Genomic DNA, 23,350 nt, shown 5'->3' with positions numbered 1-23,350 from the left:
TCCGGGCTGCCCAGCCGACGGAAGGAACATCACCGTGGACACGACCGTGCCCGCCACCGACGTACAGCGCGTGCTGCCGCGTGACAAGTGGGTCAAGACACTGCCGCAGACCATCGTCGCGTCGTGCGTGCTGCTCCTCGACGCCGAGGACCGGTTCCTGCTGCTGCGCTACGCCGACGGGCAGCCGGCCGCGGGCCTCTGGGGGCTGCCGGGCGGCATGCTCGACCACGGCGAGGACCCCGTCGGTGCCGCGCGCCGGGAGCTGCACGAGGAGACCGGCATCTGCCTGGAAGGGGACCCGCGGTTCATCGGGTACGACCACCGGGCCGATGTGCTGGGCACGGGGCCGGTGCTCGACTTCTACTTCCACGGTGGCCGGCTCCCCGCCGGGCAGCCCGTCCGGCGCAGCTCGGAGCACGACCACCACGGCCTCTTCGCTCTTGCCGAATTGGAGTCCATGCCGCTGGCGACCGGCCTGCCCACCGTCACCGCGCTGCTGACGGCGGCCCGGACCGGCACGGTCGCGTGCCTGCGGGAAGGGCTCCCCGGGTAAGCGGGAACGCGAGGGGGCGGCACCTCCGCACAGGGTGCATGGCTGGCTTCCTGACCTGGGAAGCCAGCCGTTCCTCATGCCTCTAGGGCACTCTCAGGGCACATCGCTCAGGACGGCTTCCATCATGTCGGCCGTCCGATCCACCTCCGCCTCCCACAGATGCGTGTAGACGTTCAGCGTGATCGACGGCTTAGCGTGACCGAGGCGCATCTGAACCTGCTTCGGCGTCGCCCCGTTCTTGATCAGCACGGAGGCGTAGAAGTGGCGCAGGTCGTGAAGCGTGGTGCCCTCGGGGACGCGTACCTTGCTGCCGGACTTAGCCAGGTACGCGTTCGCCCGCCTGATGTTGCGGGCCCACAGCTTCGCCCAACTGCCGCGCCGGATCGCCCCGCCCGTCTCGCTCGTGTACAGCAGCCGAGCATGGCGCCACACGGGCTTACGCGGGTTCGTCCGGTCCTCGATGTACACGACCTGGGGAGGGAAAGCCTTCCGGTGACGCTCGATCTCGTCTACGACAGACTGCCCCTGCGGCACTGCTCTGTAGCTCTGCCTGGTCTTCGGCTCACCCAGGTACGGCACGCCCTTGTCCGGCCCGATCAACTGCTGCTTGACCGTGACGGTCTCGGCCGGCTCCTCGTCTTCCAGGCCGAACAGCTCGCCCTGGCGGAGTCCGGTGGAAGCCGCCTGCCGCACCAGGGCCCGGTATCGCGGGGACGCTGTGACGATCAGCGCCTTCACAGCCTCCGGGTCGAGCGGGTGAATCTCCGGATAGAACACCTCGGGCGGCTTGAGGCCCTCCCACGGGTACTTCGGGATAATGCCCTCTTGGTGGGCCATCTTCAGGATGCTGGTACAGACGTTCCACGCCGTAGCGAACGTCGACGGGGCGATGACCTCGGACCGCTCTTTGATCCACTTCTTTCCGTCCGGGCGCTGAATGCTACCGATCTGCCGGTTGCCGAACGTCGGGTAGATGTGGAGCCGTAGGGCCCGCTCGACGTTCGACTCGGTCCGCTCGCGGTGTATGGCCGTCTCCTGCCAACGCTCAGCGACCGCCTTGAACTTCTGCTTGCCCAGCTCCCGGTTCACGAACGTGCCGCCGTCGAGTTCAGCCTTCACCTTGGCGGCCCGGGAGTCCGCGGCCGTCCTCTTCGCGAAGTTCTCCTTGCACTGCTTGCCGGACAGATCCCGGTAGCGCACCTGCCAGCGCTTCCCGACTCCGTGCTCTGCGCTCGGGTAGACGGTCGCCGTCTTGGTGCTGTGCACTGCGCACGGCTCGGCATCGGCCGACGGTCGGGACAGGTGCCAGCGGTCATATACGTCAGCCATCAGTCCCCCTCCTACGGATGTTTCGGGTCATGCTGCGCATCGGCCTCCGATCTCTTCGGCGTCGTATTTGTCGAGCGCTTCGGCGTCGTACAGAACATGTCGACCACGCCTGATGAAGCACTGCGGGCCGGTTCCGGCGTAGCGCCAGTAGCGGACGGTTGCGGGCGACGTGCGGTAGCGCTCGGCGACTTCCGCAGTCGTCAAGTACCTCTTCATGACGTCCTTCCTGAGAGGTCAGGTGTCGCGGGGGCCCGCGTGTGTCCTAGGTGCGGATTTCTGCGTCATTGCGTCACCTGCGTCAATCAGGCTTCTGACCTGCGGGTTCCGATGACGCAGCAGGACGGGCCCTGCGTCACCGATGACACGGGCGCTCGTCACGGGGTGACGCTGGTGACGCGGGATGACGCACGATTCGCCGTCTGCGTCATTGGCTGTTGCCGCAGGTGAGGGGCCGTCTGTCGGGGCGGTGGTGACGCAGTGACGCAGATCTTCCCTACTTAGGAAAAAGAAAGGGGTGGTGTCTGTGGGGCTTACGTCTTGGGGCTTGAAGAACGAGCCGCTTCGCGGCGCGACCTGCGGGGGGCGGCTGTCGCCGCCGAACAGCAAGAGGAGCACCCCGGGCGCGGCGTGCTCCTCTTGCTTGTCCGCCTGTCCCGGTGTGCGGTCAGAACGCGGTCTGCTGCTCGGGCGGCGGGGGCGGGGCCTGGCGGCCGAGTTCGATGTAGCGGGCGGCGCTGGTGCGGCCCCAGTCGACCAGGACGCCGCGTGCGGCAAGGGTGGGTTGGATGCGCCTGAGCCGGTCGGAGAGCACCTTGCCGGTGGTGGGCCAGCCCTTGGGCAGGGGGCGGCATTCCTCGCCGCTGTAGAGGGCGGTCAGGGCGTGCAGCCACTCCGCCGACGTCATCTGTACCTCTTCGCCCGGGGTGAGTTCGCCGGCGTACTTGAGGACCGTCTGCGCCAGCAGGTCGCCTTCGATCACGTCGTCGTTGAGGTCGTCCAGGCTGGCCCGGTATGCCTCCAACGTCCCGAAGCCGGTGGCCGCGTCGAGCTGCGCGCACAGGTGGGCGAAGTCGGCCATCCGCAGATCGGTCGGGGTCTCGGCCTGCACCGCGCGGACCTTCACGGTCAGGTCGAGCAGGGAGCCGAGGACGACAGGCAGGATCTCGGCGTACTCCGCCCACAGCTCCGCTTCGGTACGCCGCACCCGGGGGCGCTCCAGGCGCAGGGTAAGGAGTCGTTCGGCCAGGTCGGGGCGGATCACGCCGACGTCGATACCGGTCAGCAGCATTGGGCGGCGGTAGCGGGAGCGCACGACGTCGCCGTCGGTGAACAGCGCACGCTTGATGCTCTCGGCCCCGGTGATGACGCAGCACATGAGGTCAGACAGGTCCGGGGGCAGGTGGGAGAGGTTGTCCAGGGCGGTGATCCATCCGGCCGCGACCGCCGTGATCATGTTCTCCTCGTCCTTGGGCGCCCTGCGCAGGTCGCCGGTCATGCCCTCGATGATCCGCACGAGCATCCGCCCGCCGGTCGACTTGCCGGCGCCCTGCGGGCCGGTCAGGAACGGGGCGGGGACGGGCACGGACGGCTCCAGGCAGCCGATGAGCCACGCGATGGCCAGGGCCTCGGTCTTGGCGTCGGCGAAGTTGCACAGCCGCATCAGCAGGTCGATGCCCTTGCCGTTGGTGTCCTTGGCGGGCAGGGGCAGTTCCCCGGTGAGCTGGGTGCGCCGCCAGCACACCTCTTCGGGGTCGGGGACGCGGATGTCCCAGCCGGTGGGGTGGATGCGGACGGACCGGCCGTCGTCGCGGCCGAGGTCGAGCCAGGTGGCACCGTCGAAGCCGGGAGCCACGCGGATGTGGGTGGGCTGTACCTGCTCGGTGAGGGCGAGAGCCTCGATCAAGTCCAACGCCTCCTTGAGGGCCGTTCCGTTGAAGACGCCGACCCCGTCACGGAAGAGGCCGACCATGAGTTCCTGCCGGTGGCTCCCGGTCGTGCCCTGGGAGCGGATCGGACGGGCCACGGGGTGGCCAGTGCGCTGCGCGTATACGGTCCCGTCGACGGTGCGGAAGTACCGGAAGTGGGACTGGGCGTAGTCGGTGATGACCTGCCGGGCGGGGTTCTTCTCGTCGTCGGACACGGGTCACAGTCCCAACGTGGTGCGGGCGTTGTTCCACGCGTCCATGCAGTGCCGGGCGGTTTCGCCCTTGGTCTGCGCGGCGGTGAACAGCCGGTTGACGTGGTTGTCGGTGAGGCAGCCGCAGCGGCCGTGCCTGGACAGGACCGCGAGGAAGGTCGCGTAGACGGTGGCGTGGATGGAGCTGCGGGCGGTGGTGATGCGCTGTTCCGCCATGTCGATGCCGCGTTCCAGGAAGGTGGGTGTGCGGTGCGGGCACCGCCCGCCATTGGACGGTGCGGGCATCGACACGGGCGCCGGGCGGACAGCGGGCGCTTCCTTCACGGCCAGCGCGCGGACCACGTCGGGTAGGTCGGTCAGGGTGCCGGTGCCGGGGCCGAGGTAGCGGGCGTAGGACATGGTCGACTTGATGTCGACACCGGGCCGGACCGCGTTGTGCGAGGTCATCGTGCCCCGGTAGATCCAGTGCTCACCGCGCGTCGTCGGCACGGTCCGCGTCGCGGGCAACGCTGTGCGTGCCCAGGTGATGGCGTCCGCGTCGTCCAGGTCCACCACGGTCAACCCGGCGCCGCCGGGGTGGTAGGCGACTGCGACCGCCCGCAGCCAGGCGGCCGTCCAGGCCGGCGAGGTGAGGACGGCCGGGTCGGTGGTGGCGGCGGCCCACGCGTGGCAGACGCCGGGGCAGCGGCAGGGCCCCGCGGTCTTCATGTTGGGCCGTCCGCCGCACGCGTTGCCGGTGCAGGCGGGGCAGTTGCCGAACGGGACCTTGCCCGCCCGCAGGGGCAGGGATGGGATGCCGTGCGCGGCGAGGGTGAGCGCGGTGCCCATGAGGCCGGGAGTGGGCAGGGCTCGCCGCTGTGGGGTGGCTTGGGTCATGCTGGTTGTCTCCAGTTCCTAGGAGTGGTGCTGGGTGACAAGGGCGGCCCCGGTTCTTGGCGGAATGGGGGGCCGCCCTTGGCGTAGCTAGAAGGGGCTGTTCTGCCGGTAGCGCGCGGTGGTGACGATGTCGGTGTGGTCGAACGCGAGGCCGCGGGCGTTGTCGAGTGGGATCCAGCGGACGGCGGCGGCGTCGTCTCCCGCGTGTGCGGTGGTGTCGTCGGGGACGGTCACCAGGTAGGCGGCGGTGACGTACCGGCCGCGCGGGTCGCGGTCGGGGGCGTCATAGATGCCGATCAGGGCCAGGTCCCAGGGGTCGACGTGGACGCCGGTCTCTTCCAGCAGCTCCCGCGCGGCGGCGGCACGGGAGGTCTCGCCGGGGTCGACGTGCCCGCCCGGCAGGGCGAGCCGTCCCTTGTGTGGCGGCCATCCCCGCTCGATGAGCAGGACGGCGCCGCCCCGGATGCACACCACGTCAGCGGTGTAGCGAATGGTCTCGAAGGTCTCGGTCATGTTCAGCTCTCGTTTCTGGGGCGGGCGGGTTCAGCCGTGGAAGTGGTTGCGCTTGAACGTCGCCTTGCGGATGTTCACGGTGGTGCCGCTCTGGTGGCCGCTCGCGCTGAAGAGCTGCACGGCGATCCATCCGCCGAAGATGACGGCGGCCAGGGTGATCAGTTGGGTGATGAACGCGGTGAGCGCGGCGATGAACGAGGTGAGCAGGATCAGCCCGCCGCACACCGCGAGGAACCCGATGCCTCCGAGGGCGACGTTCACGGCCGTGCGGGACACGGCCGGCTTGACGGTCACCGGCTCGGGCTGGGCGGGGCTGATGGCGTAGCCGGTGACGATGCGGCCGTCGGGCAGGACGATGCTCGCCACCGCCGGAACACTGCTCGGCTGGGCCTGCATAACCGGCGCCGGGACGGCGACGGCGGGCGGGAGCGGGGTCGGGTGATGGAGCTCAATGGCCCGCTCGGCGGGCGGCTGATGGGTGTGGTCGGGGTACATGCGGAATCCCTTCCGGTGCCGGTTCAGGGAGGAAGTGACACACCCTTCTGGGTGTGCTGTGGAGGGGTGTTTTCGGGGGTCTGACCTGCGGGCCTCCCTGACTCCCTGAGTGATCATTTGTGCAGCTCAGGGCGGGGGAGGCGGGGCAGGGAGGGGGTGAGGGAGTTCTCCCTGCCTCCCTGACCCGTCGGCGGTGCGTTCCCTGTCATTCGGAGGCGGAAGCGGAACCCTCGTCGTCGCGGTTGGTGAGGGCGCGGGTGAGCCGGTCGCGGCTGACGACCATGACGCCGTCGGACTTGTAGGGCTCGGCGCCGGTGCCGTCCAGGACGCGCTTGAGGTCGATGAACGACCAGCCGCCGTAGGCGTCCTCGTTGAGGTTCGCGAGCCGCTTGAGGACGTCCTGCGTCCGCAGTCGCGACGCGTCTCCGAGTACGCCGGCGATGTCGGCGAGCGGGTCACGCTCCTCGCCCCGCTCGATGGTGTGCAGGGTGGTGACGCCGTCGCGCAGGGCCTTGGCGCGGTCGGTGATGGCCTCGGCGTTGTCGTCGTCGATGTAGTGCGTGCGCACCGTGATGGACGACTGTCCGGCCGGGATGTCGATGCCGGAGGAGGCGAGGACCAGGGTGCCCTGATCCAGCCCGGGGCGCAGCAGGTTCGGGGCGGCACCGCCGTCGACGGCCTTGTCCCCGAGCGCCATGCGGGCCTGCGACTCGGTGCCCAGCGCGAGGGAGGCCCGGGTGTGGGCGCCCTCGCGGACCAGCTTGGGTAGGTTCTCGTTGGTCGGGTCCTGGGTGCCCTGCCACATCAGCACGTTGACCGCACGACCCTGGTTGTGGATCTTGCGGACGGCCATGAAGTACCGGGAGTTGGCCTTGGCGCCGCCGTAGGGGCGCTTGTCCTCGTCCTTGGCCGGGCACATGAACGCCACCTGCGCCTCGTCGACCAGCACGATCAGCGGCGGGAACGTCGTTCCGGGCGGGGCCTGGATGCGGCGGTTCATCTCGTCGACGGCGCTCTCGACCATCTCGGTCACCTGGATCACGTGCTCATCGGTCGGGCCCTGGATGAGGGTGGTGGCCAGGCCATCGAACATGGCCCAGTCGCCCACGCCCTTGAGGTCGCCCATGAGGAACTGCACCGACTTGTCCAGCGACAGCCACAGCGCCAACGACCGGAGCGCCACGGTCTTGCCCTGGTTGGACAGGCCCGTGATGAGCAGGTGGCGCTGATAGAGACTCAGCGCGGCTGCGTCCCCGCGCAGGTCCTGGCCCCAAGGCGCCTTGCCCTTGGCGTAGTCGGCGGTCATCGTCTCGTCGGTGACCAGCGGGGACGGGCCGATCGGCTCGTCCAGCGCCCCGGAGTCGGCGATCCACAGGCGGACCGTTCGGGCGGCCTGGGGGATGGTGATGAACACTTCGTGCTCGTGCCGGGTGAGGTTCTCGGCGAGCTTGCGGCGCCGGTTCTGCACCTCGATCGTCGACACCCCCGAGGGCAGGGTGACATCGACCTCGACGCCGCATCCGGCGATCCGGATGGGTCCGAGCATGGAGGCGCCGGCGTCGCCCATCTCCTTGATGGCGTTGCGCAGCGCGGGCACGCCGAGGTCGCGCAGGGCCTTGACCACGATGGACGGCGTGATCGGCTCACCCTCGCCGTTGCGGACGTTGTCGGGCAACGCCCAGTTCGGGGCGGCCTGCTGCTTGCGGCCGACCGACCACAGGGCCAGCAGGGCGAACAGCGGGCCGAGGGTGACGGCGTAGGGCCAGACGACCTGAACGATGGTGATGAGCAGGCCGATGAACTCGATCACCGCAGTCAGCGGCGTGATGACGTCGGAGACGTCCTTGGTGTTGAGGGCCATCACGACCCCGAGGGCGACCAGGGTGCCGATACTCATCCCCGTGCCGATAGCGGCGCCCTTGGCCACGTCGACGGGCGAGGTGAGCAGGTCCATGCGGCGGCGGTGCCGCGCGTCACGGAAGCGCTGGAGACGCTCTTCCCACTCCTCGGCTAGCTCGTGGTTCCCCGCGGCTTCGGCGGCGCGGATCATGCGCTCGTAGCGGGAGCCGGTGCGGCCGTCCCAGGTACGGCGGGCCACGATCCGGCCCCCGTTGAACGTGTACATCCCGTGCCGGGCCACCCCGCGCAGGGCCGTCATGGTGCGCTCGTCGGTGGCGACGCGCTTGACGGCCCGCCCGGAGCGCACCCACAGCGGCACCGGGGCCGGGGCGGGCGGGTCGGACACCACGGTCAGCGTGGTCACCGGCCCGTCCTGAGCAGGCGGTTCAGGGTTCTTGTGGAGGCGTACGACGTTGTCGGACATGCTGAGGGTTCTCCTGACTGCCCCGAGCAGGGGCGGGAGTTGAGGGAGACGCCGGGGGTGGCCTGGTCCTGGCAGACGAGAGGCCACCCCCGGGCGTAGCGCGGGATGCTTCAGGCGGCGGCGCGGGCGCCGGGAACGAGCTTGTCGGCGAGGTACTCGCGGCTGTGCGCCTCGTTCTCGTCCAGCTCCACCAGCTGCTCGTGTTCGCGGGCCTGGCGGCGGGACTGACGCTCGATGCCGAGTTCGGCGCGGGTGTTGCGCACGATCCGTTCCACCACGCCCTTGCGGCTGAACTGCATGGCGTGCACCAGCTCGTGCACGAGCGTCACGGCGAAGTCCGCCGGGGTGGGGTGCTTGTCGGCGTTGATCAGGATCAGCGTCGAGCCGTCCGGGCGCGGGATCGCCGCTCCCTGAATCTCGCGGGCGGTCTGCTTGGCCCGGCGGGTGACTCGGTTGAGAGCGCGGCGGTCGGCGGCACCGGCCAGGGCGATGTCAGCGGCGACCATCAACTCGGCCATGCCGCGCTCATTGGTCAGGACGACTTCCACGTCCGGCATGCGGCCGGACACGGACCGGCCCACGAGCTTCACGGCCTGCTCGGTCAGCCTCTTCGCGGTGCGGAGGGTAGAGCCGTAGCCGGGCAACTTGTGCGTGCTCACGGATGTCTTCACGACAGGTCTCCGTCTCAGGGATCGCCGCAGGTCAGGCGGCGGACTCTTCGGGGTAGGCGCAGGTGACACACATGCCGAGGGAAGCGGGGATGACGTAGCCCGCATCGAGCCGGCAGGACGGGCAGGTGCGGCGGGCAGCGTTGGCCTTGGCCAGGGCCGCCCACTTCGCCGGCGTCATGGGCCGCACCGGCTTGGCGAGGTCGACGCGGTAGAGGTAGGCGACCAGCGGGCCCCGACGCTGGCGTGGCCGTTCGAGCTGAGCGGCCACGTCCTGCCCGCCGGGCCGCAGCCCTTCGGCACGGAGCTGACGGCGAGTGGCCAGGCCATCCGGCGCGAACTTCCACGGGTAGACGGGTAAGGCGCCCATCACTGACCCGCGATGGCGAGATCAGCGCGACCGCCGGCGGCGGGGTCGCGGTGCTCGGCGTAGCGGTGGGAGACCCAGCCAACCGACCAGCCGCACAGCTCCGCCGCCTGCCGCACCGACAAGCTCGCTTCGAACGCGGCGGCCACGATCCGGCGCGCCTCATCCTCCGGCAGCTTGCTCTCCGCCGCGCCGCGCTCCAGCAGCGCAGCGCGTTCACGCTCCGCCTGCTCGACGCGCTCACGCTGCTCGGCTTCGGCCCGCTGCCGGGCCTGCTGTTCAAGCGCGAGCCGCTCTTGTTCACGCTGTTCACGCTCGCGTTCACGGCGTTCACGAGCCTCCCGCTCGGCAGCCTCAGCCCGCTCCCGGGCCTCCCGCTCCTCACGGCGCTGCCGCTCCTCCCGCTCAGCCTGCTCGCGGGCGATGCGGGCTTCGTGTTCACGCTGTTCACGCACCAACTGCGCCGCGTGCTCGCGCTCCTCCCGCGCCTCGGCACGGGCCTGCTCGGCACGCTCCCGGGCTTCCCGCTCCCGCCGCTCCCGCTCGGCCCTGTGCTCGGCCTCCAGGGTCGCCACGGCGCTGGCGATGGCCCGCCGGTAGGCCAGGCTGGTCTCTGCCGTGACGATCAGCAGCAGCGGCGCAACCGAGTGGACCGCCACGCCGACCAGGTCTTTCTTCAGTGCGGAGTCGGCGGTGTTGAGGGCGAGGGTCATCAGGCCGGTCATCCAGCGCAGGGTGATGGGCCAGCGTCCGCCGTCCCCGCCCAGGCGGGCCAGCACGTCATCGAGCTTGACCACGATGACGACTGCCGCGTCCACCACGAGCGGCAGGATCGGGGCCGTCCAGTCCCACTCCTCGGCCGTGTGCTTGGCCATCAGCGGCGTGACCGTGAGGATCGAATACAGCATCGCTCCGCACACGATCAGCCACGTCCCACCCGACAGGGCGCGCTCCGCTGAACGGGTCTGAACACTGTTCACGCCGCCTCCCCGACCGGCTTCGGCGCGGGCATGTACGCGCGGCGGAACCCGTTGGAGGCGGCGTCGTAGATGAACGCCTCACACCGCCACTTGCACGCCGACGCCGGGCGTTCACCGGAGGGCACCCACCTGTCCGCAGGGACGCCGTGGGTGGCGGTGTCGGCGTGGGCGTCCTCGCGGGAGGCGTAGACGGTGTGGGGCTCGCCGTAGTGCAGCAGCACCGTCAGCGTCCGCCCTTCCATCGAGTCGTCCTCCAGCTCGGCCCGCAGCCGGCGGATCTCGATGTCCTTCCGCAGCAGTTCCTGCTGCGCGGCGGACAGCTCCTCCATCGCGCGGGCCAGGAGCTGGCCCACCTCGGTGGTGGTGGCTTCCGCCCGCTCGGCGCGGTCGGTGGCGACGTACAGCTCACGGACGTGCCGGCCGAACGCCTCGTTCGCCGCCCCGCTGGCCTGCCGGGCCCGCTCGCAGGCGGAACGGAAGTCGTGCTCAAGCTGCTCGATGCGGGCCCGGGTGACGATGCGGATCATGCGACACCGCCCGTCTGCCCGGCCAGGCCGTTGACGTGGTCGCGGTGCGCGGCGAGCACGCGCCGGCGGGCCCGGCGGATGCGCCGCTCGTCCAGCTCGGTCGGCGTGCGGTCCAGGGTGACGATGTGCGCGTCCAGCAACTCGACGTCCGCCAGGATCACGGGCATCTCCAGCTCGATCGCGTCCAGCTCCGCGTCCGTCGGCTCCATCCAGGGAGCGAACGCGGTAACAGCGTCCTGAACAGTGACGATGTGGCTCATTGGGTCGTGGTTCCTCTCACAGGTGGAACGGCCCGAAACCGTGCCCCCGGTGTTCCAGCACCGGGGGCACTTGCCGTTATTGGAAGAGACCGCGCGCGGGCGGCCAGTGCCCCGGACCGGACTCGAACCGGTCGATGCCTTCGGGGCCCGCGATCTTTGCCCTTGTGTCACCTGTGCGCAGATGGATCGCCGTCCGCCGCAGCAAGGGGCGGCATTGCGAAAAAGTGCGTGCTCAGTCGCACAGGCAGGGCCTACGGCTTGTCGCAGTTGCCTGGATTCGCGTAGCTCTATGCAGTTCTCAACCAGCAGCCGCTTCCTTTGGGCTCGCTCCCGCTCGCTCGCGGGGCCCTCCGGGCGTCGTTGCAGGTCAAAGCAGCCGCAAGGAGCGCCCACCGCGTCGCTTAGGGGGGGTTGCCGCCTCGCTTGATAGGTACCGTAGGCAAGCCCGTGCGTGCGCGCAACCCCCTCTGGCGATAGAGTTTGATAGCCCCCCTAGGCGATGATGGGAGAACAGTGGAAGACGACATGAAGCGGATCTCTGAAATCGCGGTCCCGGTTGACCGGGCCAGGGCCGCAATCGACCTGATGGCGATGTATCAGGGGCGCGTGACTGAGCTGTCCCGCATCCGGCGCGAAGCGATCGAGGAAGCGCAGGCGTCGGGCATGACCCAAGCCGAGATCGCCACGAAATTGGGCGTGAGTCGCGGGCGGGTCGGGCAACTGGCTTCGGCGGGGCCGCCCCCGGAGCGGGCGTTCTTCGGGACCGACCTGGTTACCGTGTCGCTCGGCGGTAAGCCAGAGGCTGGCAAGGGGCCAGACCAGAACCCCAGCGCCGTCGTGGTCCGGGAAGACCTCGACAACTTCGAGCACCTGCGCAAGTTGCTTGGCGGCATGAAGCTCGAAGCGCAGTACGAGGTCATCCCGCCGACCGGCATCGTCAACCTGAACCGCGAGAATCACGTGGTGATCTGCGGTCCCCGACTGTCGCCCATCGTGGCCCAGGTGCTGGAAGGGGACGACAACCTTGAGTTTGCGAAGGATCGCGCATGGCACCTGGTAGACCGGAAGGCAGGCCAGACCTACCGGTCTCCGATGGACGAGGCCGGCGAGGCTGGCGACTTCGGCTACTTGGGGCGACTGCCGCGCTTGGACGGCCGGGGCACGTTCCTCTACATCGCGGGTATTCACGCCATAGGAGCCAACGGAGTGGTGCACTACCTGGAGCACAACTTGGCTGAGTTGTACCGGGAGGTGCGGACGAAGCGCTTTTCAACGCTGATCTCCTGCCGCTACAACCCCGAGACCCTCGAAGTTCTGGAGAGCCGCAGGGTCACCCCGCTGTACCGACATGAAAGCTGATCATGCGCGTCTGTCTGAACACACAACCCGGGGGGGCTGGCCTCAACGAAGACTGGGTTGCCAGCACCCCCAGCCTCGCCGTGGTGCTTGATGGACTCAGCACGGCAGGGCTGTCCACGGGTTGCAGTCACGGCGTGCCGTGGTACGTCGCTCACCTTGGCGGCTACCTCACGGCAGCACTGGCGGACCCTGACCGGCCGCTCTCGGACGGCTTGTCCGAAGCGATCGAACGAGTGGCCGCGCTCCATCCCGAGTGCGACCTGAGCAACCCAGGAACCCCGTCGGCGACAGTGGCGATACTTCGGCAGGGAACCACCAACCTTGATCACCTCGTGTTGGCTGACTCGCCGATCGTTCTAGATCACGCCGGCGACTACGAGGTGATCACTGACCTTCGTGTGGACCACGTACTTCCTAAGCTGCAAGCGGAGGTCGCCAGCCACGAGACGCACACCTCGGGGCACCGGGAGGCCCTGCAACGTCTCGTGCGTGCTCAGAGGGAGGTGCGGAACACGCCAGAGGGGTACTGGGTGGCCGCCAGCACCCCCGAGGCGGCACGTCACGCACTTACGGGAGCGACACCGATCGGCGAGGCGCAGGCCGCTGCTGTCATGTCGGATGGCGTCTCGCGGCTCGTGACCGAGTACCGCATGGCTGACTGGGCCGAAGTCTTTAAGGTCCTACGTGCGGAAGGTCCGCACGGGCTGATCGAGGCGGTTCGCAAGATTGAAGCGACTGACCCGACCGGGCGGCGGTGGCCACGCTACAAGTCGGGGGATGACGCCACAGTGGCCTTCTGCCAGTGGTGACCCGCGCCCGACGCGTGCCAGGGCCCAGCAGCACCTGGAGGGCACAACGAGGGCACAACGGCGTCACGCAGGTTCAACGGCAACCAACGCAGACAAACGGCATTTTGCCTGGTCAGCGCCGCAGCTTGACAGTCGCCGCAGATGATGCACGAGAGGGCGGCACCTCCGCACAAGGTGCCGCCCCGCTCTTCTTCGTGCTCCGGAGCCGCCGCGATCGGTGAGGGTCGGGGACCTCGACGGCTCCGGGTTCTTGAGTGGCCCCGCACGGGCCACGGATCCAACGGTGGTCGCTGCCCTGGGACCGGACCGCCGTTCTTGAGCGGCCCCGCACAGGCCGGGTCTAACGGTGGTCGCTGCCCTGCGACTGGACCGCCGCCCGGCCCGCTTCGAGCCGGGCCACCGGGATGCGGAACGGGGAGCAGGAGACGTAGTCGAGTCCCACCTCGTGGAAGAAGTGGACCGACTCCGGGTCGCCGCCGTGTTCGCCGCAGACGCCGAGCTTCAGGTCGGGCCGGGTCTCGCGGCCGGCCTTGGCGGCGAGCTTCACCAGGGAGCCGACGCCGTCCTTGTCGATCGTCTCGAACGGGGAGACACCGAAGATGCCCTTCTCCAGGTACGCCGTGAAGAACGAGGCCTCCACGTCGTCCCGGGAGAAGCCCCACACCGTCTGGGTCAGGTCGTTGGTGCCGAAGGAGAAGAACTGCGCGGCCTCGGCGATCTGGCCGGCGGTGAGCGCGGCGCGCGGCAGCTCGATCATCGTGCCGATGGACAGCTTCAGCTGCGCACCCGAGGCCGCCTCGACCTCGGCGATGACCTGGTCGGCCTCCTCGCGCACGATCTCCAGCTCCTGGACCGTGCCGACGAGCGGGATCATGATCTCGGCGCGCGGGTCGCCCTTGGCGGCCTTGCGCTCGGCCGCCGCCTCGGCGATGGCCCGGACCTGCATGGTGAACAGGCCGGGGATGACCAGGCCGAGACGCACACCGCGCAGCCCCAGCATCGGGTTCTGCTCGTGCAGCCGGTGCACGGCCTGGAGGAGGCGCAGTTCGTTCTCGTGCGGCTCCTGGCGGGACTCGGCGAGGGCCACGCGGACGGACAGCTCGGTGATGTCCGGGAGGAACTCGTGCAGCGGCGGGTCCAGCAGGCGGACGGTGACCGGGAGGCCGTCCATCGACTCGAAGAGCTGCACGAAGTCCTGCTTCTGGAGCGGCAGCAGCTGCTTGAGGGACTCCTCGCGCTCGGTGTCCGTGTCGGCCAGGATCAGCCGCTCCACCAGCTCGCGCCGGTCGCCGAGGAACATGTGCTCGGTGCGGCACAGGCCGATGCCCTGGGCGCCGAAGCGGCGGGCGCGCAGCGCGTCCTCGGCGTTGTCGGCGTTGGCGCGCACCCGCAGGCGGCGCTTGCGGTCGGCGAAGGCCATCATCCGGTGGACGGCCTCGACCAGCTCGTCGGCGTCGTCGGCGCCCGGGTGCATCCGGCCCTCGAAGTACTCCACGACCGGCGACGGCACGACCGGTACCTCGCCGAGGTAGACCTTGCCGGAGGAGCCGTCGATGGAGACGACGTCGCCCTCCTCGACGACGTGCCCGCCCGGCACGGTCATCCGCCGGCGCTTGGTGTCGACCTCGAGCTCCTCGGCGCCGCAGACACAGGTCTTGCCCATGCCGCGCGCGACGACGGCCGCGTGGGAGGTCTTGCCGCCGCGGGAGGTCAGGATGCCCTCGGCGGCGATCATGCCGTCCAGGTCGTCGGGGTTGGTCTCACGGCGGATCAGGATGACCTTCTCGCCGGAACGGGACCACTTGACGGCCGTGTAGGAGTCGAAGACGGCCTTGCCGACCGCCGCGCCCGGGGAGGCCGCGATGCCCCGGCCGACGGTCGCGACCTTCGATTCCTCGTCGAAGCGCGGGAACATCAGCTGCGCGAGCTGGGCGCCGTTGACGCGGGTGAGCGCCTCGGCCTCGTCGATCAGGCCCTGGTCCACGAGCTGGGTCGCGATGCGGAACGCCGCGCCCGCGGTGCGCTTGCCGACGCGGGTCTGGAGCATCCACAGCACACCGCGCTCGATGGTGAACTCGATGTCGCAGAGGTCCTTGTAGTGGTTCTCCAGCGTCTCCATGATCTGCATCAGCTGGTCGTACGACTTCTTGTCGATCGACTCCAGCTCGGCGAGCGGCACGGTGTTGCGGATGCCGGCGACGACGTCCTCGCCCTGCGCGTTCTGGAGGTAGTCGCCGTAGACGCCCTGGTGGCCGGAGGCGGGGTCGCGGGTGAAGGCGACGCCGGTGCCGGAGTCGGGGCCGAGGTTGCCGAAGACCATGGAGCAGACGTTGACGGCCGTGCCCAGGTCGTGCGGGATGCGCTCCTGGCGGCGGTAGAGCTTGGCCCGGTCGGTGTTCCAGGAGTCGAAGACCGCGTGGATGGCGAGGTCCATCTGCTCGCGCGGGTCCTGCGGGAAGTCCCGGCCGGCCTCGGTCTTGACGATCTTCTTGAACTTGGTGACGAGCTTCTTGAGGTCGGCGGCCTCCAGCTCGGTGTCGACCGAGACCTTCTTGGCGGTCTTCGCCGCCTCCAGCGCGTCCTCGAACAGTTCGCCGTCGACGCCCAGGACGGTCTTGCCGAACATCTGGATGAGGCGGCGGTAGGAGTCCCACGCGAACCGGTCGTCGCCGGCCTGCTTGGCCAGGCCCTGCACGGACTTGTCGGAGAGGCCGATGTTGAGGACGGTGTCCATCATGCCGGGCATGGAGAACTTGGCGCCCGAGCGCACGGAGACGAGCAGCGGGTCGTCCGCCTGGCCGAGCTTCTTGCCCATGCGGGCCTGCAGCGCGTCGAGGTGCGCACTCACCTCGTCACGCAGTGCCGCCGGCTCCTCGCCACTGTCCAGGTAGACCTTGCAGGCCTCGGTGGTGATCGTGAAGCCGGGCGGGACCGGAAGACCGAGGTTCGTCATCTCGGCGAGGTTGGCGCCCTTGCCACCGAGGAGGTCCTTGAGGTCCTTGTTGCCCTCGGTGAAGTCGTAGACGAACTTCACGCCCTCAACGCTCGCGGCCTGCTCGGCTACCGGGAGATCTTTGTTTTCCGACACGGGTCTCGACTCCTCGAGGACGCGGTGGCTGCCCTGACGGGCAGGAACATACCCAGATCAAAGGCGTCTGGGTACGTCCACTTGTGCGTCATGCGCCTGTAACCACTCGTCCGCCAGCGGATTGAAAGTCAAGGCTGAGCAAGCGATCACAGCCACATGTTTTCACTTCTTGAACACAAGAGCCTTCCTGAAGCCCTCCAAGCGCTCATGTGAGCGATGTTTCCGCACATTTGATTTCGCTCGATGAACGATCAAAGGGTGGCACTCAGTGCCACCCTTTGGAGAAGTGCAGTCGCTCACGATCCGCTCATCTGAGCGCAACCCTTATCAGGGGTGGCGAGAATCACGCTGCCACAGCCGCCGGGATTTCACCATGCGGACGCGTCACGGGGCCGCGGAACGGACGTCACACACCGAGCGCACGCAGCCGCTCCTCGACCCGCTCGGGTGCGTAGAGGTGCTCCACGACCATCGCACCGGCTCCGACCAGGGCGGCCCGCTCGCCCAGTCGTGCGGTCACCACGTCCAGGCGGGCGGTGGAGCGGGGCAGCGCCCGCTGGTACAGCAGCTCGCGCACGCCCGTCAGGAAGGGAGTTCCGGCCAGATCCCCGGCGATCATCAGGACGCCGGGGTTGAGCAGGGTCACGACGGTGGCCAGGACGTCCCCGACCCGGCGCCCGGCCTCGCGGGCGAGCCCGACCGCCTCCGGGTGCCCGGACTCCAGCAGATCCCGCACGTCCGAGCCGGAGGCCGCCGGCACCCCCGCCTCCGCCAGCCGCCGCGCCACCGCGCCACCGCTCGCGACGGCGGCCAGACAGCCGTACGAACCACACCGGCACAGCGCCTCGGCGCCCTCCGGCACCCGGATGTGCCCGATGTCGCCCGCGCCGCCGTCGACGCCCCGGAAGACCGAGCCGTCCACGACAACCCCGGCACCGATACCGGTGGAGACCTTGACCAGCACGAAGGCGGAGCAGTCGGGGTAGCCGGCGCGCTGTTCGCCGTACGCCATGAGGTTGGCGTCGTTGTCCACCAGTACGGGCACCCAGGTGGCGCCCGCGTGCTCGCCGAGCGCCCGGGCCAGCCGGCCCCTTATGTCGTAACCGTCCCAGCCGGGCATGATCGGCGGCTGGACGACACGGCCGGTCTGGGTGTCGACCGGGCCGGGCACCGCGAGGCCGACCCCGCAGACCCGCTCGACCCCGAGTCCGGTCCTCTTCAGCAACTCGGCGAACCAGCGGCCCAGTTCACCGAGCAGGGCGTCCGGTCCGTCCTCGACGACGAGGGTGCCGGAGTGCTCGGCGAGGATCTCGCCGCTCAGCGACAGCACGGCCGCCCGGGCGTGCCGGGTGTCCAGGTCGGCGGCGAGGACCACCGCGTGCTCGTCGTCGAACTCCAGGGTGATGGAGGGCCGCCCGCCCAGCGGGGAGTCGACCGGCCCTCCGGCGCCCTCACGCAGCCAGCCCGCGCGGAAGAGCCGGTCCAGCCGCTGCCCGACGGTCGCCCTGGACAGTCCGGTCGCCTGCTGCAGCGCACCCCGGGTCACGGCGCGGCGACTGCGCACCAGTTCGAGCAGATCGCCGGCGCTCGCCTGAACGCGTCCCGTCATGCGCACCCCCTTGTGTTTCCCAACCTTGCATTACATATTGGGTTTTGCGTGTTAAATAGACGTAACCCTACGGTAGCCCCTGCCGATCCTGGTCAGGAGTACGTCTTTGGGAGAGCCCCGAGTGGACCGCATCGCCCAGCTCACCACGCGTCCCGCGGGGCGCGAGACCGCATACGATCCGGCCGCCGCGCCGCCTTCCCTGCACGTCGAGGCGGCGCAGGTGCTGGAGGACAACTGGACGGGCAGATCCACCGTGCCCTCGCGCGGCCTGTATCCGCACCAGTGGTCGTGGGACTCGGCGTTCATCGCGATCGGCCTGCGGCACCTCTCGCCGTTACGGGCCCAGACGGAACTGGAGACGCTGCTGGCGGCCCAGTGGGCGGACGGGCGGATCCCGCACATCGTCTTCAACCCCTCCGTCCCCCTCGACGCCTACTTCCCGAGCCCCGACTTCTGGCGCTCGTCGACCGCCGGGCGCGCGGCGGGCGCCCCGCGCACCGTACAGACCTCCGGGATCGTGCAGCCACCGGTGCACGCGCTGGCCGCGTGGCTGGTGCACCTCGCCGACCCGGGGCTGTCCAAGGCGCGCGGCTTCCTCACCCGGATGTACCCCCGGCTGGCCGCCTGGCACGGCTACCTCCTGCACCGGCGCGACCTCGGCGGGGGCGGGCTGGTGTCCGTGGTGCACCCCTGGGAGCAGGGTATGGACAACAGCCCCTGCTGGGACCGCCCGTTGTCCCGGGTCGCTCCGGCCCCGGCCCGCTCCTTCCGCCGCGCCGACCTCGGCCACGGCACCCCCGAGGACCGGCCGACGGATCTGGACTACGGGCGGTACGTGCGGCTGGCCGCCGACTACCGGGACCGCGGATACGCCGACGGCCCGGGTGAGTTCGCCGTGGAGGACCCGGCGTTCAACGCCCTGCTCGCCGCCTCCGAGTACGCGCTGGCGCGGATCGCCCACGAGTCGGGCGTGCCGGGCCCGGCCCGGGAGGCCCGCGCGGAGCGCCTGACGGCGGCCCTGGTGGAGCGGCTGTGGGACCCGGCGGCGGGAATGTTCCTGTGCCGGGACGTGCGCGCCGGGGAGCTGATCCCCGAGCGCGGTGTCTCCGGGCTCGTCCCCCTGCTGCTGCCGGGCCTGCCGGGCGACCTGGCGGCCACCCTGGTCCGCACGGTCTGCGGCCCGCATTTCGGCCTCGGCGGCACGACCCGCCTGGTCCCGAGCTACGACCTGCTCGGCGACGCCTTCGACCCGCACCGCTACTGGCGCGGCCCGGCCTGGTTCAACACCAACTGGCTGCTGGAGCGCGGGCTGCGGCTGCACGGCGAGCGCGGCCGGGCCGACGCCCTGCGCAGGGGCATGCTGCACACCGCCGGTGCCTCCGGCTTCGCGGAGTACGTCGACCCGTACACGGCCCAGGCCTGCGGCGTCACCGGCTTCGGCTGGAGTGCCGCGCTCACGCTCGACCTGCTGCACGACCGGCCCGCACGGGGCAGGAACGGCCTCTCGGCGATCATGGAAGGGGACCGGGGATGACGGACCGGCATCATCTGCTCGTGCACGGCCGGACGTTCGCCGCCGTCGGCGACCGCGGCGACATCAGCGGCTACCGGGGCGGCAGCGCCCCGGACGGCATGTTCGTACGGGATGCCCGGCACCTGAGCCGGTGGCAGCTCACCGTCGACGGGGCGGTGCCCGACACGCTGACTCCGGTGGCCGACGGTGACACCGCGCGCTGTGTGCTCGTCCCGCGCGGTGGCCGTGACGAACCGCCCGCATACACGCTCTTCCGCGAACAGGCCGTCGGGGACTCCTCGTTCGTGGAGTCGCTGCGCGTCACCAGCAACCGCCCGGTGCCCACGACGGTCCACCTCGCCGTCACCGCCGACGCCGACTTCACCGACCAGTTCGAGCTGCGCTCCGACCACCGCACCTACACGAAGGCCGGCGCCGTCCGCTCCCGCCACGTGCTCGGCCACGGCGTGGAGTTCGCCTACCGGCGCGGCGAATGGCGCTCGGTCACGACCGTGACGGCCGATCCCCAGCCGGGCGCGGTGGAGGAGACCGGCACCGGCGCCCGCCGCCTGGCGTGGACCCTGGACCTCGAACCGCACGGCACCGCCGAGCTGACCCTGCGGGTCATGGCCCGCCCGCACGGCGACCGGCGCGCCCTGCGCGTGCCCCGCTCCCCCGCCGCCGTCCGGCAGCGACTGCGCGCCCGCGAGGGCGAGTTCGCGCAGGGCGTGGACTTCCCCACCGGCTGGCCCGAGCTGGCCGCGGCCTGCACCCGGGGTCTCGCCGACCTGGCCGCCCTGCAGGTCCCGGCGACCGGCCCGGACGGCGAGGAACTGCGCGTCCCGGCCGCCGGCGCCCCCTGGTTCCTGACGCTGCTGGGCCGGGACGCCCTGCTGACGTCGCTGTTCACCCTGCCCTACCGGCCGGGGCCGGCCGCCGCCACCCTGCTGGCGCTCGCCGCCACCCAGGCCACCGGCAGCAGCGCCGACGGGATCGCCCAGCCCGGCAAGATCGTGCACGAGGTGCGGCACGGCGAACTGGCCCACTTCGGCCAGGTCCCCTACGGCCGCTACTACGGCTCGGTCGACGCCACCCCGCTGTTCCTCGTGCTGCTCGGCGCGTACACCGAGCACACCGGCGACACCGGCCCGGCCCGCCGCCTCGAACCCCACGCCCGCGCCGCCGTCGGCTGGATGCTCGACCACGGCGGCCTGACCTCGCGGGGCTACCTCGTCTACCGCGCCGACCAGGGCGGCCTCGCCAACCAGAACTGGAAGGACTCCCCCGGCGCCATCTGCTCCGCCGACGGCACCCGCCCGCACGGGCCGGTGACGGCGGCGGGCGCCCAGGGCTACGCCTACGACGCCCTGCGCCGCACGGCGGGCCTGGCCCGCACGGTGTGGCAGGACACCACCTACGCGCATCTGCTGGAGCAGACGGCCGGCGACCTGCGCGACCGCTTCCGGCGCGACTTCTGGATGCCGCAGCACTCCTTCCCCGCCCTGGCGCTCGACGGCGGGGGCGGGCGGGTCGACGCGCTGGCCTCCGACGCCGGGCACCTGCTGTGGTCGGGGCTGCTGGACAAGGAGCACGGTGAACTCGTCGGGCGGCGGTTGCTCGAACCGGACTTCTTCTCCGGCTGGGGCGTGCGCACCCTCGCGGCCGGGCAGCCGGCGTACCACCCGCTGTCCTACCACCGCGGCTCGGTCTGGCCGCACGACAACGCGCTGATCGCGCTGGGCCTGGCCCGCTACGGGCTGCACGACGAGGCCCGCACGATCGCGCACGGCCTGGTCGACGCGGCGGCGGCGACCGGCCACCGGCTCCCGGAGGTCCTCGCGGGCTACGGCCGCGACACCCACCCGGAGCCGGTGCCGTACCCGCACGCGTGCGTACGTGAATCCCGTTCGGCGTCGACCCCGTTGGCGCTGCTCACGGCGGTCGGCGTGGTCTGAGGGGTCCTTTCGCGGACCCCTGCGGGCCGTAAGGGGCCGCCGTTTGCCGGGTGTTTGCCGAGCGCCGGCCCGACGGGCTGAACACACCTGGGGAGCGCCCCGTACGGAACGGTGGCGGACCCGCACCCCCACGCGGGTCCGCCACCTCACCGGGCTTTGAACGGGAAGGACCTCCGGGTGCCTGTCTTCACACGCTTCAGCGGGTCGTCACAGCCGGGTGACGGCGTGCCCGGGGCCGAGGACGAACCGGCGGGTGGGGAGAGGGGAGAGCACGAGAGAGAGACAACGGCCGCGGCCGCCTCACGCGCTCCCCTCGACCGCCTCACCCGCCTGCGCACCTGGCGCACCCGGCACCCCCGGAGTGCCCGCGCGCTCCACCTGACCACCACCGCCCTCGCCGCCGTCCTGGTCGTCGGCGCGCTGCTGCTGCCCAACACCCTCCCCGCCCTGAAGGCGGCCGGCTTCGCGCGGATCCCGGCCGAGGCGGTCCTGGGGGCCGTCGTCGTGCTGGCGCTGCCCCGGCGGCCCCGGCTGGTGGCGGCGGTGCTGTACGGGCTCGGCCTGACCGCCCTGACCACGGTGAACCTGCTCGACATGGGGTTCAACGAATACCTGGGCCGGGGCTTCAACGCCGCGCTCGACTGGGATCTGCTGCCCGACGCGCAGGCGTACGTCGAGGACACGCTGGGCGGGGGCGTCGCGACGGCCGCCGCCGTCGGCGCGGTCGTGCTCGTGCTGCTCGTGGCGGCCGTGATGGTGGCGGCGACGATCCGGCTCGCGAGCGTGCTGGCCCGCCACCGGGTACGGGCGACCAAGGGCGCCCTGATCGCGGGCACCGTCTGGGTCACCTGCTCCGCGCTGGGCCTGACCCTGTTCGGCGGGCCGATCGCCTCCGAGCGCGGGGCCGGGGCCCTCAGGGTGCACGCGCAGCGGACGGTTCAGTCGCTGCGGGACGAGGCGGCGTTCGTGAAGCAGTCGAAGGCGGACACCTTCGGCAACACCCCGCCCGGACAGCTGCTCCCGGACCTGCGCGGCAAGGACGTGATCTTCACGTTCGTCGAGAGCTACGGCCGCAGCGCGATCGAGGACCCGGTCATGGCTCCCGGCGTCGGCCGGACCCTGGACACGAGCACCGCCGCCCTGGAGAAGGCGGGCTTCGCCGCCCGCAGCGGCTGGCTGACGTCGGCGACGTACGGCGGCAGCAGCTGGCTCGGCCACTCCACGACCATGTCCGGCCTGTGGATCGACAACCAGCGCCGCTACCGCACGGTCAGCGCCGGCGACCACCTCACCCTCACCAAGGCGTTCCGGAAGACCGGCGCCTGGGACACGGTCGGCGTCATGCCGGGCGTGCAGAAGGGCTGGCCGGAGGAGAAGTGGTACGGCCTGGACAAGCTGTACGACGCCTACGACCTGGGCTACGAGGGGCCGAAGTTCAGCTGGTCGACCATGCCCGACCAGTACGCGCTGGAGGCGTTCCAGCGCCGGGTGCACGGGAAGAAGCGCGACAAGCCGCTGATGTCGTTCGTCATCCTGACCTCCAGCCACCAGCCCTGGGCACCCCTGCCGAAGATGGTCGGCTGGGACGAACTCGGCGACGGCTCGGTCTTCGACGCGATCCAGAGGGCCGGCCACAAGGCCTCGGACGTCCTCACCGACACCACCAAGTCCCGCGAGGAGTACGGCCGGTCCATCCAGTATTCGCTCACCAGCCTCACCCAGTGGCTCCAGCGCTACGGCACCGACGACACCGTGCTGGTCTTCCTCGGCGACCACCAGCCGATCGCCCGGGTCAGCGGGAACGGCGCCTCCCGGGACGTGCCGGTGTCGATCGTCGCGAAGGACCCGAAGGTCCTGGACAAGGTCGCCGGCTGGAACTGGACGGAAGGCCTCAAGCCCGGCAGGGACGCGCCTGTGTGGCGGATGGACTCCTTCCGCGACCGCTTCCTGAAGGCGTTCGGCTCCACGCCCCGCCCCTCCAAGGGCTGA

Annotated in this window: 20 protein-coding genes; 6 read left to right on the top strand and 14 right to left on the bottom strand. The window is 70.5% G+C overall.

Annotated features, from left to right (window positions below):
- Positions 1-34 precede the first annotated feature (34 nt).
- Positions 35-553 (top strand): NUDIX domain-containing protein, encoded by a 519-nt coding sequence (locus ACFY9S_RS02795; RefSeq protein WP_391121899.1) that lies wholly within the window; start codon positions 35-37, stop codon positions 551-553.
- Positions 554-646: 93 nt separating this feature from the next.
- On the opposite strand, the gene ACFY9S_RS02790 is transcribed toward ACFY9S_RS02795, so the two are convergent.
- The 12 genes from ACFY9S_RS02790 to ACFY9S_RS02735 form a co-directional block, all read right to left on the bottom strand.
- Entirely contained in the window at positions 647-1,882 is a 1,236-nt protein-coding gene (locus ACFY9S_RS02790; protein ID WP_391121896.1) for a tyrosine-type recombinase/integrase, read from the bottom strand.
- 27 nt (positions 1,883-1,909) lie between these two features.
- Positions 1,910-2,098 carry a helix-turn-helix domain-containing protein gene (locus ACFY9S_RS02785; RefSeq protein ID WP_391121893.1) on the bottom strand — a complete coding sequence of 63 codons (189 nt, stop codon included), beginning with the start codon at positions 2,096-2,098 and terminating at the stop codon, positions 1,910-1,912.
- Positions 2,099-2,546: 448 nt separating this feature from the next.
- Positions 2,547-4,022, bottom strand: coding sequence for an ATP-binding protein (locus tag ACFY9S_RS02780; RefSeq protein WP_391121890.1), 1,476 nt, complete (start codon positions 4,020-4,022; stop codon positions 2,547-2,549).
- Between the two features lie 3 nt (positions 4,023-4,025).
- Entirely contained in the window at positions 4,026-4,895 is an 870-nt protein-coding gene (locus ACFY9S_RS02775; RefSeq protein WP_391121887.1) for a bifunctional DNA primase/polymerase, read from the bottom strand.
- An 87-nt stretch (positions 4,896-4,982) separates the two neighbouring features.
- On the bottom strand, positions 4,983-5,408 hold the full coding sequence (locus ACFY9S_RS02770; protein WP_391121884.1) for an NUDIX domain-containing protein: 426 nt from the start codon (positions 5,406-5,408) through the stop codon (positions 4,983-4,985).
- 30 nt (positions 5,409-5,438) lie between these two features.
- Positions 5,439-5,903: a hypothetical protein gene (locus tag ACFY9S_RS02765; protein ID WP_391121880.1), complete on the bottom strand. Its 465-nt coding sequence runs from the start codon at positions 5,901-5,903 to the stop codon at positions 5,439-5,441.
- Between the two features lie 205 nt (positions 5,904-6,108).
- On the bottom strand, positions 6,109-8,226 hold the full coding sequence (locus ACFY9S_RS02760; RefSeq protein WP_391121877.1) for an FtsK/SpoIIIE domain-containing protein: 2,118 nt from the start codon (positions 8,224-8,226) through the stop codon (positions 6,109-6,111).
- 110 nt (positions 8,227-8,336) lie between these two features.
- Positions 8,337-8,885: a hypothetical protein gene (locus ACFY9S_RS02755; RefSeq protein WP_391121875.1), complete on the bottom strand. Its 549-nt coding sequence runs from the start codon at positions 8,883-8,885 to the stop codon at positions 8,337-8,339.
- A gap of 43 nt (positions 8,886-8,928) precedes the next feature.
- Positions 8,929-9,264 carry an RRQRL motif-containing zinc-binding protein gene (locus tag ACFY9S_RS02750; RefSeq protein WP_391121872.1) on the bottom strand — a complete coding sequence of 112 codons (336 nt, stop codon included), beginning with the start codon at positions 9,262-9,264 and terminating at the stop codon, positions 8,929-8,931.
- Complete coding sequence (locus ACFY9S_RS02745; RefSeq protein WP_391121869.1) at positions 9,264-10,241, bottom strand: DUF2637 domain-containing protein; 978 nt, start codon at positions 10,239-10,241, stop codon at positions 9,264-9,266. The genes ACFY9S_RS02750 and ACFY9S_RS02745 overlap by 1 nt, the downstream gene beginning before the upstream one ends.
- On the bottom strand, positions 10,238-10,768 hold the full coding sequence (locus ACFY9S_RS02740; protein WP_391121867.1) for a hypothetical protein: 531 nt from the start codon (positions 10,766-10,768) through the stop codon (positions 10,238-10,240). The genes ACFY9S_RS02745 and ACFY9S_RS02740 overlap by 4 nt, the downstream gene beginning before the upstream one ends.
- On the bottom strand, positions 10,765-11,028 hold the full coding sequence (locus tag ACFY9S_RS02735; protein WP_391121864.1) for a DUF6284 family protein: 264 nt from the start codon (positions 11,026-11,028) through the stop codon (positions 10,765-10,767). Before ACFY9S_RS02735 ends, ACFY9S_RS02740 begins: the two co-directional genes overlap by 4 nt.
- 513 nt (positions 11,029-11,541) lie before the next feature.
- Here ACFY9S_RS02735 and ACFY9S_RS02730 point away from each other — a divergent pair.
- Both ACFY9S_RS02730 and ACFY9S_RS02725 read left to right on the top strand, forming a co-directional pair.
- Positions 11,542-12,387: a sigma factor-like helix-turn-helix DNA-binding protein gene (locus ACFY9S_RS02730; RefSeq protein ID WP_391121861.1), complete on the top strand. Its 846-nt coding sequence runs from the start codon at positions 11,542-11,544 to the stop codon at positions 12,385-12,387.
- 2 nt (positions 12,388-12,389) lie between these two features.
- A complete protein-coding gene (locus ACFY9S_RS02725; RefSeq protein ID WP_391121858.1) occupies positions 12,390-13,196 on the top strand; it encodes a protein phosphatase 2C domain-containing protein in 807 nt (268 codons plus the stop codon).
- A gap of 340 nt (positions 13,197-13,536) precedes the next feature.
- Here the strand turns inward: ACFY9S_RS02725 and ppdK are convergent, their stop codons facing one another.
- Positions 13,537-16,284: a pyruvate, phosphate dikinase gene (gene ppdK, locus ACFY9S_RS02720; RefSeq protein WP_391121855.1), complete on the bottom strand. Its 2,748-nt coding sequence runs from the start codon at positions 16,282-16,284 to the stop codon at positions 13,537-13,539.
- 406 nt (positions 16,285-16,690) lie between these two features.
- Positions 16,691-17,893 carry an ROK family protein gene (locus ACFY9S_RS02715; RefSeq protein WP_391121852.1) on the bottom strand — a complete coding sequence of 401 codons (1,203 nt, stop codon included), beginning with the start codon at positions 17,891-17,893 and terminating at the stop codon, positions 16,691-16,693.
- A 121-nt stretch (positions 17,894-18,014) separates the two neighbouring features.
- Between ACFY9S_RS02715 and ACFY9S_RS02710 the strand changes: the two genes are divergently transcribed.
- The 3 genes from ACFY9S_RS02710 (at position 18,015) to ACFY9S_RS02700 (ending at position 23,350) form a co-directional block, all read left to right on the top strand.
- Positions 18,015-19,427, top strand: coding sequence for a hypothetical protein (locus tag ACFY9S_RS02710; protein WP_391122935.1), 1,413 nt, complete (start codon positions 18,015-18,017; stop codon positions 19,425-19,427).
- Positions 19,424-21,361 (top strand): glycogen debranching N-terminal domain-containing protein, encoded by a 1,938-nt coding sequence (locus ACFY9S_RS02705; protein ID WP_391121850.1) that lies wholly within the window; start codon positions 19,424-19,426, stop codon positions 21,359-21,361. Before ACFY9S_RS02710 ends, ACFY9S_RS02705 begins: the two co-directional genes overlap by 4 nt.
- A gap of 177 nt (positions 21,362-21,538) precedes the next feature.
- Positions 21,539-23,350: a CDP-alcohol phosphatidyltransferase gene (locus tag ACFY9S_RS02700; protein ID WP_391121847.1), complete on the top strand. Its 1,812-nt coding sequence runs from the start codon at positions 21,539-21,541 to the stop codon at positions 23,348-23,350.

It is taken from the genome of Streptomyces sp. NPDC012474 (assembly GCF_042955185.1).
Classification (GTDB): domain Bacteria; phylum Actinomycetota; class Actinomycetes; order Streptomycetales; family Streptomycetaceae; genus Streptomyces; species Streptomyces cahuitamycinicus.
This window is presented reverse-complemented; position numbering and strand designations above follow the sequence as displayed.